Genomic DNA, 13,371 nt, shown 5'->3' on the forward strand with positions numbered 1-13,371 from the left:
TGGAAGCTCTCGCACACGGTGCGGTCGCGGGTCACCGCCACGGAGGAGCCACACCGCATCGACTGGGAGCTCGTCGGCGGCATCGACGCCCACGGGAGCTGGCTGGTCGAGGAGGCGGAGTCGGGGTGTGCGGTGTCGCTGGTCGTGACCTACGACGCGGGGAGCGCGCGCGGCACGCTCGACCTGCCGGCGTTCGTCTCCCTCGACTGGGTGGTCGACCGCGTCGTCGACCTCGTCGTCGAGGAGGGCGAGCGCGTCGTCGAGCGCGTCGTCGCCGACCTGGAGGGGGAGCGCCGGCCCGTCGACCTCGCGGTCGAGCGGCGGTAGCCCGTCGGCCGACAACGCTTATCTGGCGGCGAGTGAATCCTGGGAGCGTGCACTGGACGCTCGCTTTCGGCGCCCGCGCGGGGCGCACTCGACGGAGGTGCCGGTAGTCGTGGCCAGCGAACCGCTCTCGGTGGGGATGCTCGGCTACGGGTTCATGGGCGACGCGCACGCGAACGCGCTTCGCACGCTCCCGCAGTTCTTCCCGGACGCCCCCGAGGTCTCCCTGGACGTGCTGGTCGGCCGCGACGCGGCCGCCGCCGGCGAGGCCGCCGACCGAATGGGGTTCTCGCGCGTCGAGACGGACTGGCGGGACGCCCTCGACGTCGACGTCTTCTACAACCTCGGGCCGAACAGCGTCCACGTCGAGCCGACGGTCGCGGCCCTCGACGCGGGCGTCCACGTCCTCTGCGAGAAGCCGCTGGCGCCGACTCTCGACGGGGCCGAGCGGATGGCCGCCGCCGCGGCGGCCAGCGACGCCGTCGCCGCGGTCGGGTTCAACTACCGGTTCGTGCCGGCGGTCCGGTACGCGAGAGAGCTGGTCGAGGCCGGCGAACTCGGCGAGCTCCGGCACGCGCGCTTCCGCTACCTCCAGGACTGGCTCGTCGACCCGGACGCGCCGTGGACCTGGCGGCTGGACGCCGACGCCGCCGGCTCCGGGGCGCTTGGCGACCTCGGCGCGCACAGCTTCGACCTCGCGCGCTACCTCGTCGGCGACGTCGACGCCGTCAGCGGGCACGCGGAGACGTTCGTCGACGAGCGCGTCCCCGAAGGCGGCGGCGACCCGCGCCCAGTGACCGTCGACGACGCGTTCGCCGCGCACGCCGAGTTCGAGTGCGGCGCGGTGGGGACGTTCGAGGCGACGCGGTACGCGACCGGCCGCCGGAACCAGCACGCCTTCGAGCTCGACGGCTCGGCGGGCGCGGTGCGGTTCGACCTCCAGCGGCTGAACGAACTCGAGGTGCTGCGCGGCGACGGCCGCGGCTTCGAGACGGTGCTCGTCACCGACGACGACCACCCCTACGGCGAGCAGTGGTGGCCGTCCGGCCACGCGCTCGGCTGGGAGCAGACGTTCGTCCACGAGAACTACGAGTTCCTCTCGGCGGTCGCCGACGGCGCCGCGTTCGAACCGGACTTCGGCGACGGCCTCGCGGTCCAGCGGCTGCTGGACGCAGTCGCGGAGAGCAGCGACCGCCGCGAGTGGGTCGCGGTCTGACCGGAGGGCGTCGGCGCGCCGCGAGCCCTACTCGTGGTCGCCCTCGCCGTAGTCGCCGCCGTACCGCATGAAGAAGTACGTCAGCCCGAGGACGGACGTCATCGAGCCGACGGCCGCGACGCCGAGGGTCTTCGCGCTGTTCGGGAGAATGGACTGGTAGCCCTGCGGTTCCTCCGGCGGGTCCGTCGTCACCTCGACGACGCCAGTCATGCCGACGCTGGCGTGGGGCGTGCAGACGTACTCGTAGGTGCCCTCGGTCTCGAAGGTGTGCTCGTACTCGAAGCCGGCGTCCTCGATCGGTTCGTGGCCCGTCCACTCCGCGCCGTCCGGGGTGGACTCCACGGCGACGTTGTGGCCGCCGGAGTCCCACACCCACTTGACCGTCCCGCCGGGTTCGACGTACGCCGTCTCCGGGTCGAAGACGTTCGACCCGCCGGGACCCACCGTGATCTCGGTGGATCCGCCACCGCCGTCCTCCTGGGCGGCCGCCGAACCGGTCGCGGCGACCCCCGCGGCCGCGACGCCGGCGCCAGTGCGGAGGAACCTGCGGCGCGTCACGCGCTCGCCTGTGTCGTCGGTCATGCGCGACGCTAAGGGACACCGGGTACTGAATACTTTGGTTTGCGCGTCCCGGCGACCGGCCGACGGAACGGCGTCGACGCGGCCCGACGCCCGCTCAGAGCGCGTAGTCCTCGTCGCCGTCGAGGTCCGCGAGGAACGCGCTCGCGAGGTCGACGACGGCGGCGACGTCGTCGACGTGGGCGGCCTCCGTTGGCGTGTGGAGGTACCGCGTCGGCGTCGAGAGCGCGCCCGCGGGAGTCGCGCCGTGCGAGCGCTGGAGCGGTCCCGTGTCGGTGCCGCCCGCGGGCAGCACCTCCAGCTGGTGGGCGAGCCCCTCGCGGTCGGCGACGGCGAGCAACTGGTCGACGACTTTCGGGTTCGGGATGACGACGCCGTCCTTGAGCTTCACCGCGGCGCCCGCCCCGAGTTCCGTGACGTGGTCCTCCTCGTAGACGAACTGCGGGATGTCGTTGGCGACGGTGGTGTCGAGGTTCAGCGCGAGGTCCGGGTCGACGTCGGCGCCGATCGCCTCCGCGCCGCGCAGACCGACCTCCTCCTGGGTGGTCGCCGCGAAGTGCACGGTCACGTCGGGGTCGACGCGGGCGGCCACCTCCAGCAGCGCGTACACGCTCACGCGGTTGTCGACGGCCTTCCCCGTGAGGAGGTCGCCGACGCGCTCCAGCGGCTGGGTGAGCGTCACGCGGTCCCCGACGCTGACGCGTTCCTCGACCGCCTCGGCGGGGAGGCCGAGGTCGATGAACACGTCCCGCACCTCGTCTTCGTCCCGCATGTAGGGGTTGCCGTCGGTGTGCGGCGGCGGCGACCCGATGACCCCGGGGAGGTCGCCGCCGGCGGCGTGGACGGTCGCGCGCTCGGCGCGCAGCACTCGCGGGTCCCAGCCGCCGAGCGCGTCCACCCGCACGAAGCCGTCGTCGTGGACGTGCCGCACGAGGAACCCGATCTCGTCCATGTGCGCCGCGACCAGCACCTCGAAGTCGGGGTCCGTCGCGCCCTCGACGGTCGCGACGAGGTTCCCCATCGCGTCCGTGCGAACCTCGTCGACGTCCTCGGGGAGGTGCTCGCGGACGACCGCGCGCACGCGGTCCTCCTGGCCGGGCGTGCCGTCGACGGCCGTCAGTTCGCTCAGCAGGTCGAAGTCGACGTCCATGGTCGACCCTGCGTCGCGCGGGTGAAAAGCGCGCGCCTACCGGAAGTCCGCGCGGCGCTCAGGCGTCCCGGTCGACGACGAACTCCGTGAACGCGGCGAGCTGGTCGGCCTGCTCGTCGCGGACGTCGACGGCGTCGAGGTGGTCGCGGGCGGCCGCCGCGAGCTCGCGGGCGCGCTCGCGGGCGTACTCGACGCTGCCCGCGTCCCGCAGCACGCCGACGGCGTCGAGGACGTCCTCGTCGCTCGGGTCGTCGTCGGTGAGGACCTCCCGGAGCCGCGCCGCGTCGGCCTCGTCGGCGTGCTCGACGGCGTGGATCACCAGGAGGGTGCGCTTGCCCTCGCGGACGTCGTTCCCGAACGCCTTCCCGAAGTCGCCCGCCTCGTCGAGCGTGTGCTCGACGTCGAGGACGTCGTCGGCGATCTGGAACGCGATGCACAGCGACTCCGCGTAGTCCGCCAGGTGGGCCTCCGTCGCCTCGTCCTGGCCCGTGACGATGGCGGCGAGCCGGCCGGCGATGCGGCCGAGTGCGCCCGTCTTGCACGCGCTCATCTCCAGGTACTCGCGTTCGGTCATGGCGACGCTGTCGCCGTTGTGCCAGTGGATGTCCGTCCCCTGGCCGAGGTGCGTGCGGTTGAGTTCGTGCGTGAGCATGTCGAACGCGCGCAGCCGCCGCTCCGCGGGGAGGTCGGCGGGGTCGTCCGTGACGACCTTCAGCGGCACGAAGTAGAGGGCGTTCCCGGCGTTCAGCGCGACGTCGACGCCGTACGTGCGGTGGATGGCGGGGCCGCCGCGCCGGAGGGTCGCGCCGTCCTCGACGTCGTCGACGATGATAGTGCCGGTGTGGAGGACCTCGGGGATGGTCGCGTAGGGCAGCAGTTCCTCGGGGTCGCCGCCGAACCCCTCCGCGGCGACCAGGAAGAGGACGGGCCGCCAGCGCTTCCCGCCGCGGTCGAGCAGGTCCCAGACGGGCTCGCAGAGGGCACTCGTCAGCGCGTCCGCGTCGTAGGCGAACTGCGGCTCCCCGAACCGCTCGGCGACGGCGTCGGCCGTCAGCGTCCGCGGGAGCAGCCGCGCGATCTCCGCGTCGATGCGCGGCCGCCACTCCGAGAGCGCCGCTCGCATACTCGGTGGGTCGCCTGCAGCCGGCAAAAAACTTCAGTTCGCGAACGACTCGCCGGCCGGCCGTGCGGCGGGCGCTCCCGCACGGAGAAACTCCACGCGGCGCGTTCGGGGTTCCAGAACCCTTTTGGAGAGTCCGCGTCCACGGGAACGTATGGCAGACGTCGAAGCCGAACTCCGGAAGGAACTCCTCGACGCCTTCTCGGGCGCCGACTACCCAGTGAACAACCAGATGGACCTCGTGCCCGCGCTCCCGAACGGCCCCTCGACGACGTTCGAGGCCGGCGGCAAGTCGTTCACCGCGATGGAGCTGGCGACGAAGCTCTCGAGCCGCGCCGAGTTCCCGTACGACGACGCCGAGTCCCTCGTCGACGACGTCATCGAGGGCCTGAAGGACGAAGGCGACATCTGAACGCCGCGCGCTCCCGCCGGGGGTGAACCCCCCCGACTGCTTCTGCTTCCGAAACGACTTACGCCGTGGTGAGCGTCGCCGTAGACATGACCGACTGGATCGGTGAGCTGTTCACCAGCGACACGGGCTGGACGCACCTCGAGACCCTCGTCGACGTCCGCGACCGGATGGCGGGCTCCGAGGGCGAGCGCGAGGCCGCCGAGGCGACCCGGGACGCGCTCGCGGCCGCCTGCGGGGACGCCCGCCTCGACGAGTTCGAGATACAGGGCTGGACGCGCGGCGACAGCGCCGTCCAGACGCCGGACGGCGACGAGGACGCCATCGCGTTACCGCGCAGCCCCAGCGGCGACGCGACCGGCGAGTTCGTCGACCTCGGGTACGGGCTCCCGGACGACTTCGAGCGCGCCGACCTCGACGGGACGGTCGTGATGGTGGCCTCGGACGTGCCGGAGTGGTACGACCGCTACCTCCACCGCCGCGAGAAGTACTACCACGCCGTCGAGGCGGGCGCGGCCGCGTTCGTCTACCGGAACCACGTCGAGGGCTGCCTGCCGCCGACGGGCAGCGTCGGCACCAGCGAGAACCCCATCGGCGAGGTCCCCGCCGTCGGCGTCTCGAAGGAGGTCGGCGCCCGCCTCGCGCGCAAGTACGACGGCGAACCGGTCGGCGTCTCCGTCACCGCCGACGTCCACGACGCCACCAGCCAGAACGTCCACGCGACGCTCGGCCCGGACACGGACGAGGAACTGCTCGTCACGAGCCACGTCGACGCCCACGACGTCGCCGAGGGCGCGATGGACAACGGCGCCGGCACCGCGATGGTCGTCGAGCTCGCGGACGCGCTCGCCGACCGCGCGGCCGAACTCGACACCCGGGTGCGCTTCGTCTGCTTCGGCGCCGAGGAGGTCGGCCTCGTGGGGTCGGCGTACGACGCCGAGCGCCGCGACCGGGACGCGATACGGGCCGTCCTCAACCTCGACGGCGTCGTGCGCGGCCGCACGCTCCAGTTCCACACCCACCACTTCGACGCGCTCGGCGACGCCGCCCGGGCGGTCGCCGACCGCTTCGACCACCCCGTCTCGGTCTCGCCCGACCTGAACCCGCACTCCGACCACTGGGAGTACGTCAAGTACGGCGTCCCCGGCTACCACGTCGCCAGCGACACGGATGGCCCGGGCCGCGGCTGGGGTCACACGTACGCCGACACCCTCGACAAGCTCGAGGCGCGGGACTTCCGCGAACAGGCCATCCTGCTCGCGGCGCTGACCGTCGAGCTCGCCGGCGACGACTTCGCCGTCGCGCACGCCAGCGAGGCCGACGTCGCGGCCGCCCTCGAGGACGAGGGGCTCGCGGCGGGCATGCGGGTCACCGGGGACTGGCCGTACGACGACTGACCCGCAGCGCCCGCCGCGGCCCGTAGCCTTTTTGCGACTGCCGCGCCCGCCTTCCCACGATGACCGCGAGGACTCGACGCCGGTGGTTCCGGTGACGCGCGTCGGACTGCTCGGCGACGGCGCGAACGCGGCCGCGAACGCCGTGGGGGACGCGGGCGGCGAACCGGTGGTCGGCAGGGACGCCGTCGGGGACGTCGACGTACTCGTCGCGCTCGGCGAGGACGCGCTCCTCGACGCCGTCGAGGCCCAGGCCGGGACTCCCGTCCTCCCGGTCGACGCAGGCGCCGGGTACGGGGGCGTCGCGCGCGACGACCTGCCGGAGGCGCTCGCCGACGTCGCGACCGGCGACTATGAGGTCCGCGACCAGCCGACGCTGTCGGCGACGGTCGGCGGCGAGGAGACCCGCGCGCTCGCGGACGTCCACCTGGTCACCGACGAGCCCGCGCGGATCTCCGAGTACGCGATCCGGGACGGCGACGACGACGTCGACACGGTGCGCGCGGACGGCGTCGTCGCGGCAACGCCGGCCGGCAGTCGCGGGTACGCCAGCGACGCCGGCGGCCCGCTGCTCTCGGGGGACGCCGACACCGTCGCCGTGGTCCCCATCGCGCCGTTCCGCGTCGCGAAACCCCGGTGGGTACTCGGCCCGCCAGTCTCGCTGACGGTCGTGCGCGAGACGGCCGCCGTCGCCGTGTTCGCCGACGGCCGCGACGCCGGGTACGCGACCCCGGACGAGCCGGTCGAACTGGCGTGGGGCGTCCCGCTGCCGGTCGCCGTCGTCGCGGCGTCCGCGCCCGCCGCGTCGTCCGCGTGACCGCATTGGAAAAGACATAATACCGCGACACACCGAACCATCGCCTATGGTAGACCCATCGGTCGCGATCTTCGGGCCCCTCGACGCGCTGCTCGCGCCGTACGCCGAGCACGCGGTCATGGCAATGGTCGTGTTGAACTTCGTGAGCCGACGCGTCGCCCACAGCGCCCACGAACGCCAGGCCGAGGACGGCGCCGACGCGCTCTCCTGGCACCCGTTCCACGCGTTCACGTCCTGGGGGCTCGTCCTGCTGAGCTTCTACTACCTCTCGCTGCACCACCACTCCGGCATGGTGCTGTCCACGCTCGTGCTCGGGACGTTCGTCGCGGACTTCTTCGAGTTCGAAGCCCGCAAGGTCGAAGCGCGCGAGGGCATGAGCCTCGAGGCCCCGAAGGGCGCCATCGCCGCCGCCACCCTCACGTTCCTGTACGCCGCGTTCCTCAGCGTCTTCTTCCTCATCAAGCCCATCTGGGTCCAGGTCATCTGAGGCCGCCGCGACCCCGCCGACCGCGCCGCCCGAACGCACCACGCCGCTTCGTTTCGCTTCGTTTCGCTTCGCTTCGCTCTCCGTCGAGGGCTCGGCGGCGACGCCGCGTCCGCGCCGCCGCTCGTGACGGTCCCAAGTAGTGCAGTAGTCGCGACGCCGGCCACAGCCAGCGTCCGGTCGGCGTACCGGCGCTCCGAAGTCCTCGCGTCGCTTGTGCCACGCCTCGCGTCGCCCCAGGCCGCCTCGAGAGGCCCGGCGGCGCCGGCCACCGGCAGTGGAGTCACTCGCGAGGTCGACGCCGGACGCGTCGCTGCCGGGTCGCGTGAAATGACGGAGAAAGCGCGGTTACTCGCCGACGACCTGCGCGTACAGTTCCCTGCCCAGCGGCACGCCCACCCAGAACAGGAGCGCGCCGAAGATCGCCAGGTAGAACGACGCCTCCAGCGTGATGAGCGCGAGCTCGCCGAGCATCGAGAGGTCGCTCGGCGGCGAGCCCGTGAGCTGTGCCCCGCCGAAACTCGGCGTCTTGTACCAGCCCGCCAGCACCATCCAGATGAGGCCCGCACCGGTCAAGAGCCCGAGCCCCTTCGCGAACTCGTCAGCCATTGTCCGTGGGTTCGTCGTCGCTGTCCTTATCCGTTGCCATTCCGCCGGCCCGGAACCGGGACGCGAACGCGTACACGAGTCCGCCGGCGGCGATGAGGCCGACGCCGAACGCCGCCAGGAACACGTTCACTTCGTCCGGCGCGGCGCGACCGGCGTTCGTCGCGGCGTCCAGCGCGACGAACCCCCCGACGACGGCCACCACCGCGAACAGCGTCGAGAACACCGTCACGGACTTGTAGAGGCGGTCGGGCACGACGACGTCGCGGCCGCGGCTCCCGTCGCTCATTGTCCCGGTTGACGGCCGGCCGCTACTTCACTCTCGCGGTCACGGCCGGCACGCGCCGCGGCGACGCGACCGTGCGCGGCGAGCACGGCGACGCCAGTGCGGGACCAGCGACGCAGCACGGTCGACGGCGGATTCGGCGACCGAGCACGGTCGACCGCGTGACCAGCGACAGACAACGAGACGACAGAGAGCGAAACGACGGAGAACGAAGCGATGGGGAACGAAACGACGGAGAACGAAGCGATGGGGAACGAAACGACGGAGAACGAAGCGATGGGGAACGAAACGACGGAGAACGAAGCGATGGGGAACGAAACGACGGAGAACGAAGCGATGGGGAACGAAACGACAGACAACGAAACGACGGGGAACGAGACGACGGAGAACGAAGCGATGGGGAACGAAACGACCGAGAACGGAGCGACGGCCGGCTACTTCGGCGGCCGCAGCTTGTAGTACCGGCGGTTCAGGTCGTACATGTACCCCTCCCGCATCGTCTTCAGGACCGCGTACGACAGCGCGCCGATCAGCGGCGGCAACAGGAACGTCAGGTCGAACAGCAGGTGCGGGTCGAGCGGAATCAGGTTCTTCGCGGAGTACGCGCTGATGGTGAACGCGAACACGACCCCCATCACGCCGATCGACGCCCAGAACGGCTGCTCGACGGGGCGGCGCGCGCTCCCCTTGTTGAGGAACGGGACGACGGCGATGAACCCGACGACCACGACGTTCGCGAGCACGCCGTACGTGCGGTCGGCCATCAGCTTGTCGCCGCCGAGGATGGCCAGCTCGGGGTTCAGCGGACCGAGCTTCAGCAGGCCGAACGACCAGTAGAGATACCAGTCCGGCAGGATGACGCTCGGCGTCTGGCTCGGGTTCGCGGGGTTCCCGAGGTGGGGCGGCAGCGTCGCCGCCAGGAAGAAGATCATCCCGACGAAGAAGCTCGTCAGCGCGAGGTTCCGGATGAGCTCGTGCGGCCAGACGGGGAACGCGAGCACGTCGCGTTCCACGTAGTCCGACTCCTCGCGGAGGTCCTGGTCCTCGCGCCGCGAGCGCTCGAAGTACTCGTAGGTCAGCCGGGACAGCCCCGTCGTGCGCTCCTTGCGCTCGCGCCACGTCGGGGTCTCGTCGTCCGGCGGAACGATGCCCGTGCCGTCGGTGCGAGCCGCGTCTTCGGTGGTGTCTTCGGTCATTGTTCTAGTGGGGTTCCGCGATGCCCTGCATCCACACGAGGCCGAGGTGGATGGCGATGACGGTCGTCACGACGAACGGCAGCAGGAACACGTGCAGGAGGTACATCCGCTGCAGCGTCGCCTGGCCGAGCGAGAACCCGCCGAACATCAGTTGCGCCACCCACTCGCCGATGAGCGGGATGGAGAGGCTCATCTCCACGCCGATCTGTCCGGCCCAGAACGCCAGCTGGTCCCACGGGAGCAGGTAGCCCGTGTACCCGAACACCATCGTGAGGCTGAGCAGGACGATGCCGATGATCCAGTTCACCTCGCGGGGTTCCTTGTACGCGCCGGTGAAGTACACGCGCAGCATGTGCAGGAACACCGCCGCGGTCATCACCTGGGCGGCCCACCGGTGCAGCGACCGGAGGAAGAACCCGAAGTTGAGGTCCGTCATGATGGCGGCGACGGTGCTGTACGCGACCGTCGCGCCCTCGATGTCGGCGGCGCCAGCGGCCGCGGACGGCGAGTAGTAGAACCCGAGCAGGGCGCCGGAGATCGCCGCGACGATGTACGCCACCGTCGAGAAGAACCCCAGCGAGTACAGCGGGTACCAGTACCAGAACTTGTTGTCGAGGTTGTACTGTTCGGTGTGGCTCTTCGGCATCTGGAGGTTGACCCGGTAGTAGAGGGTCTCCAGCAGCTCCAGGTAGTCGACGAGCCGGAGCCGTTCGTCCAGCCAGACGAGCACCGTCAGGAACGACTGCTCGATCGGCGTCAGGTCCTTCTCCTGGATCCAGGCTTCGTGGTCGTGTTCGTCCTTGCGTTCGATGCTCATGTTACTCCTCCGGGCGCGCGAACGCCACGAAGCTGCGTTTCACGATGCTGTACGGGTCGTAGATCGACTGGTGGCACTGGCAGTAGATCTTGTCACCGGAGCCGCCGTAGTTCGACGTCCGGAACCCCTGTGGCGCACAGCAGAAGTGCGTGCACTTGTTGAGGATGGCCATGAAGCCGTCCGTCGTCGCGGCCTCCAGCCAGTCGATGGCTTCGCCGCTCTCCTCGGCGATCTTCTCCTCGACGAGGCTGCTCCGGATGAGCTGGATGGGGATGGAGTTCTCGGTGTCCTGCGAGCGCCAGGTCGCCTTCGCCGGCTTGCCGATCGGACCGTCGCCGAACTCGTTCTCCCAGGTCTCGTAGTCCTCGAAGTCGTCGACGCTGACGCGCCCGGACGACGGCTGCCAGTCGTAGCCGCCGGAGTACCGGAAGTAGTTGTCGCCGTCGTAGCCGGGCCGGACGCCCTCGTAGGTCTGGACGCCGCAGTACTGGAACCAGTTGGCGCTGTACTCGATGCCGCCGAGTTCCATCCGCGCCTCCTGGACGACTTCGCCCGTCTCCGTCTCGGTCTCCTGGATCTCCGGGTAGACGCCGCGGAGGTAGCCCTCGTCGTCGACCTCGACCGGGATCATCGGCATCGCGCGCGGCGCCGGCCCGGCGGTGTTCTCGACGCCGAAGTAGTCGGTCGGGCCGCCGCCCGCGCCGGTCGGGTTCGTGATGGAGTCGACGGCCGCGACGCCCGCGGTGCCGATGCCCGCGACGGCGGCGCTGCCGACGACGCCCTTCACGAAGCGCCGGCGTCCCGAACTCTCTGGGTACTTGTCAGACATTGGTTACTTCTTGTAGTATGGGTAGACTGCTTTCTTCAACTGTTCGACGGTGTCCCCCATCGCGGAGACGCCGTCCGCCTGGTCCTCGCGGACGTAGAGGTCCTCCCACTTGCGGCGGCGCTTCTTCACGATCATCACGTCCGGCAGGAACTCCTTGCGGTACAGCAGCAGGACGAACGACAGGTCGATGAAGATGACCGCGAGGAGGAACCCCAGGTACATGTTCCCGATGGGGTCGCGTCCCCACCCAGCCACGAGGCCGTACGCGAACACCGCCACGAACACGATCTCGATGAACGTCAGCAAGACGATGGCGATGCTCGCCGCCGTGCTCTCGCGGGCGGGCTCGTACCGGTGGATGTCGCCGTAGTTGGAGCCTTTCGAGGACATTATTCTTTATTGGGTGCGCTCGCGTGCTGGGATTCGCCGTACTTGAGGACGAAGAACGCGTACACCAGCGACACGATCATCATCAGGATGGTGGCGATGCCCACGAAGTGCGCCTGGAACGGCACGCCCATGTCGTGGGGGCTCAGCTGCGCGGCGCCACCGCCGCCGTCGCCACCGGGCGCCTCGCCCGACTCGTTGACGACGACCGTGCCGACCATCCCGACGCCCTCGTGGGGGTCACAGACGTACTCGTACTCGCCGAGGGGACCCTCGAACGTGTACGAGTACGTGAACTCGGGACCGGTGATCTCCGTCTGGACGTCCCAGTCCGCGTCCTCCGGCACGTTGGTCGCGTGCACGTTGTGACCGGGCGACTCCCACACCCACTCGACGGTCGCGCCGCGCTGGATGTACACCGTCTCGGGGTCGAAGATGTTCTGTCCGTCGGGACCGACCGCGACGGTCTCCGTCGTCCCGGCGCCGGGGAACTCGTCGCCCCCGCCCTCGCCCTCACCGGTGGTCTCGTTCCCGGCCGTACCGTTCCCGGTCGTGCCGTTCCCGGTGGTGCCGTTCCCGGAGGACGTGTTGTTCTCCTCGCCCTCCTGGACGGCGGCGGATGCGGAGGACGACCGCGCGCCGGCCGCGCCGATGGCTGCGGCGCCGCCGGCCGAGCCGGTCGCAATCTTCAGAAAGTCCCGCCTCTTCATACAGTTGCGAGTCAGGATGGCTCCCGCATAAACCCACCGATGGCCGCCAGCGGACAGCCTCGCCGTACTCGCGTTCTACCGGCGTTCAGGGCGCTTCCGGCGTCACCGGTCGCTGTCCGTTTCGGGGACGAACTCCGGCCGCTCGCCGTCCCCGAGGCCGGCCGCGCGGAGGCGCTCGCGGAACTCCTCGGACCGGAAGCGGTCCGAGAGCCTGGCGTTCGCGACGACCAGCAGCATCAGCCCGCCGAACAGCGCGAACCCGATGCCGGCGATGACCGCGATGATCGCGGAGTCGCCGAGCGGGTAGAGGTGGAGCGTCGACCCGGCGACGGTGCAGGTCCGACCGGCGCCGCCCGCTGCCGGCTGGCACGTGCGCACGAGGGGGTCGTAGACGAACGGCGCGAGGACGAGCAGGACGCCGACGGCGAACTGCGCCAGCCCGACGTACTGGAGCAGCGTCGTCCCGAACCCGCCGCTGCCCTCCGGCACCTCCTGTGGGTCGGGCAGTCCCGCGTTCTCTGGGGCGTCCGGGACGTCGTAGTCGTCCATCGAGCACAGCGCGACCGTCGGCTTCACGTCGCGGAGCACGGTCCCGGTCCCCCGGACGGTCCCGTCCGGGTAGACGACCGCGTAGCCCTCGTCGGAGTACGCGAGCACGACGGGTTCGCCGTCGATGCTGTCGCGCTCGACGACCGCGAACACGTCCCTGGTGGCGACCCGGTGGCGGAGGTCCGCCTCGACGCGGTCGAGGAGGTCCCGGCCCGTGATCCACGTGTCCGGGTCGAACGCGGCCTCCCACTCGTCGGCGGACATCTCCGCCATCTCGCGGGGCCCGAAGTCCTCGAAGTCGTACTCCGCGTCGACGCGCTCGCGGAGCGACTCGAGGTCCTCGGCGTCCGCTCCACCCTCGCCGTCGGTCCCCTCGTCGGCGGACGCGTCGCCGTCGGTCCCCGCGTCGGCGGACGCGTCGCCGTGGGGCGTGGACGCGTCGCCGTCGGTCGACCGGTCCTCGCCGCCGCTGGCGTCCGTCATTAGCTGCGGGTAGCG

At 70.8% G+C, this 13,371-nt stretch carries 18 protein-coding genes; 7 read left to right on the forward strand and 11 right to left on the reverse strand.

Annotation, left to right across the window (positions count from 1 at the left end; translation table 11 throughout):
* Positions 1-327: SRPBCC family protein (locus U5911_RS00005; RefSeq protein ID WP_336034211.1), on the forward strand; the 327-nt coding region annotated here is incomplete at its 5' end.
* 136 nt (positions 328-463) lie between these two features.
* Entirely contained in the window at positions 464-1,540 is a 1,077-nt protein-coding gene (locus U5911_RS00010) for a Gfo/Idh/MocA family protein (RefSeq protein ID WP_336035854.1), read from the forward strand.
* 27 nt (positions 1,541-1,567) lie between these two features.
* Here U5911_RS00010 and U5911_RS00015 read toward each other — a convergent pair whose 3' ends face one another.
* The 3 genes from U5911_RS00015 to U5911_RS00025 form a co-directional block, all read right to left on the reverse strand.
* Complete coding sequence (locus U5911_RS00015) at positions 1,568-2,122, reverse strand: plastocyanin/azurin family copper-binding protein (RefSeq protein ID WP_336034213.1); 555 nt, start codon at positions 2,120-2,122, stop codon at positions 1,568-1,570.
* A gap of 94 nt (positions 2,123-2,216) precedes the next feature.
* Positions 2,217-3,269 (reverse strand): M42 family metallopeptidase, encoded by a 1,053-nt coding sequence (locus U5911_RS00020; protein WP_336034215.1) that lies wholly within the window; start codon positions 3,267-3,269, stop codon positions 2,217-2,219.
* 58 nt (positions 3,270-3,327) lie between these two features.
* The gene (locus tag U5911_RS00025; RefSeq protein ID WP_336034217.1) at positions 3,328-4,392 is read right to left on the reverse strand and encodes a polyprenyl synthetase family protein; all 1,065 of its coding nucleotides are present in this window, start codon (positions 4,390-4,392) and stop codon (positions 3,328-3,330) included.
* A 151-nt stretch (positions 4,393-4,543) separates the two neighbouring features.
* Between U5911_RS00025 and U5911_RS00030 the strand changes: the two genes are divergently transcribed.
* The 4 genes from U5911_RS00030 (at position 4,544) to U5911_RS00045 (ending at position 7,496) form a co-directional block, all read left to right on the forward strand.
* Entirely contained in the window at positions 4,544-4,801 is a 258-nt protein-coding gene (locus tag U5911_RS00030) for an MTH865 family protein (protein ID WP_336034218.1), read from the forward strand.
* 86 nt (positions 4,802-4,887) lie between these two features.
* Positions 4,888-6,195: a M28 family metallopeptidase gene (locus U5911_RS00035; protein WP_336034219.1), complete on the forward strand. Its 1,308-nt coding sequence runs from the start codon at positions 4,888-4,890 to the stop codon at positions 6,193-6,195.
* Between the two features lie 91 nt (positions 6,196-6,286).
* Entirely contained in the window at positions 6,287-7,009 is a 723-nt protein-coding gene (locus U5911_RS00040; protein ID WP_336034221.1) for an NAD(+)/NADH kinase, read from the forward strand.
* A 46-nt stretch (positions 7,010-7,055) separates the two neighbouring features.
* On the forward strand, positions 7,056-7,496 hold the full coding sequence (locus U5911_RS00045) for a DUF7313 family protein (RefSeq protein ID WP_336034222.1): 441 nt from the start codon (positions 7,056-7,058) through the stop codon (positions 7,494-7,496).
* Positions 7,497-7,841: 345 nt separating this feature from the next.
* Here U5911_RS00045 and U5911_RS00050 read toward each other — a convergent pair whose 3' ends face one another.
* Both U5911_RS00050 and U5911_RS00055 read right to left on the reverse strand, forming a co-directional pair.
* Positions 7,842-8,102: a DUF7314 family protein gene (locus tag U5911_RS00050; protein ID WP_336034223.1), complete on the reverse strand. Its 261-nt coding sequence runs from the start codon at positions 8,100-8,102 to the stop codon at positions 7,842-7,844.
* On the reverse strand, positions 8,095-8,388 hold the full coding sequence (locus U5911_RS00055) for a DUF7315 family membrane protein (RefSeq protein WP_336034225.1): 294 nt from the start codon (positions 8,386-8,388) through the stop codon (positions 8,095-8,097). Before U5911_RS00055 ends, U5911_RS00050 begins: the two co-directional genes overlap by 8 nt.
* Positions 8,389-8,601: 213 nt before the next feature.
* Here U5911_RS00055 and U5911_RS00060 point away from each other — a divergent pair, with 213 nt between their 5' ends.
* Positions 8,602-8,844, forward strand: a complete 243-nt coding sequence (locus tag U5911_RS00060) for a hypothetical protein (protein ID WP_336034226.1) — start codon at positions 8,602-8,604, stop codon at positions 8,842-8,844.
* Here the strand turns inward: U5911_RS00060 and U5911_RS00065 are convergent.
* From U5911_RS00065 to U5911_RS00090, 6 genes are all read right to left on the reverse strand, one after another.
* On the reverse strand, positions 8,820-9,581 hold the full coding sequence (locus tag U5911_RS00065; RefSeq protein WP_336034228.1) for a cytochrome b family protein: 762 nt from the start codon (positions 9,579-9,581) through the stop codon (positions 8,820-8,822). The genes U5911_RS00060 and U5911_RS00065 overlap by 25 nt on opposite strands.
* A 4-nt stretch (positions 9,582-9,585) precedes the next feature.
* On the reverse strand, positions 9,586-10,398 hold the full coding sequence (locus U5911_RS00070; protein WP_336034230.1) for a cytochrome b: 813 nt from the start codon (positions 10,396-10,398) through the stop codon (positions 9,586-9,588).
* Position 10,399: 1 nt separating this feature from the next.
* A complete protein-coding gene (locus U5911_RS00075) occupies positions 10,400-11,227 on the reverse strand; it encodes a ubiquinol-cytochrome c reductase iron-sulfur subunit (protein ID WP_336034231.1) in 828 nt (275 codons plus the stop codon).
* A gap of 3 nt (positions 11,228-11,230) precedes the next feature.
* Complete coding sequence (locus U5911_RS00080) at positions 11,231-11,617, reverse strand: DUF7318 family protein (protein ID WP_336034232.1); 387 nt, start codon at positions 11,615-11,617, stop codon at positions 11,231-11,233.
* A complete protein-coding gene (locus U5911_RS00085; protein WP_336034234.1) occupies positions 11,617-12,324 on the reverse strand; it encodes a plastocyanin/azurin family copper-binding protein in 708 nt (235 codons plus the stop codon). Before U5911_RS00085 ends, U5911_RS00080 begins: the two co-directional genes overlap by 1 nt.
* Before the next feature lie 102 nt (positions 12,325-12,426).
* The gene (locus U5911_RS00090; protein ID WP_336034236.1) at positions 12,427-13,356 is read right to left on the reverse strand and encodes a DUF7319 domain-containing protein; all 930 of its coding nucleotides are present in this window, start codon (positions 13,354-13,356) and stop codon (positions 12,427-12,429) included.
* Positions 13,357-13,371 lie beyond the last annotated feature (15 nt).

This window comes from Halobacterium yunchengense (assembly GCF_037031165.1).
GTDB lineage: Archaea > Halobacteriota > Halobacteria > Halobacteriales > Halobacteriaceae > Halobacterium > Halobacterium yunchengense.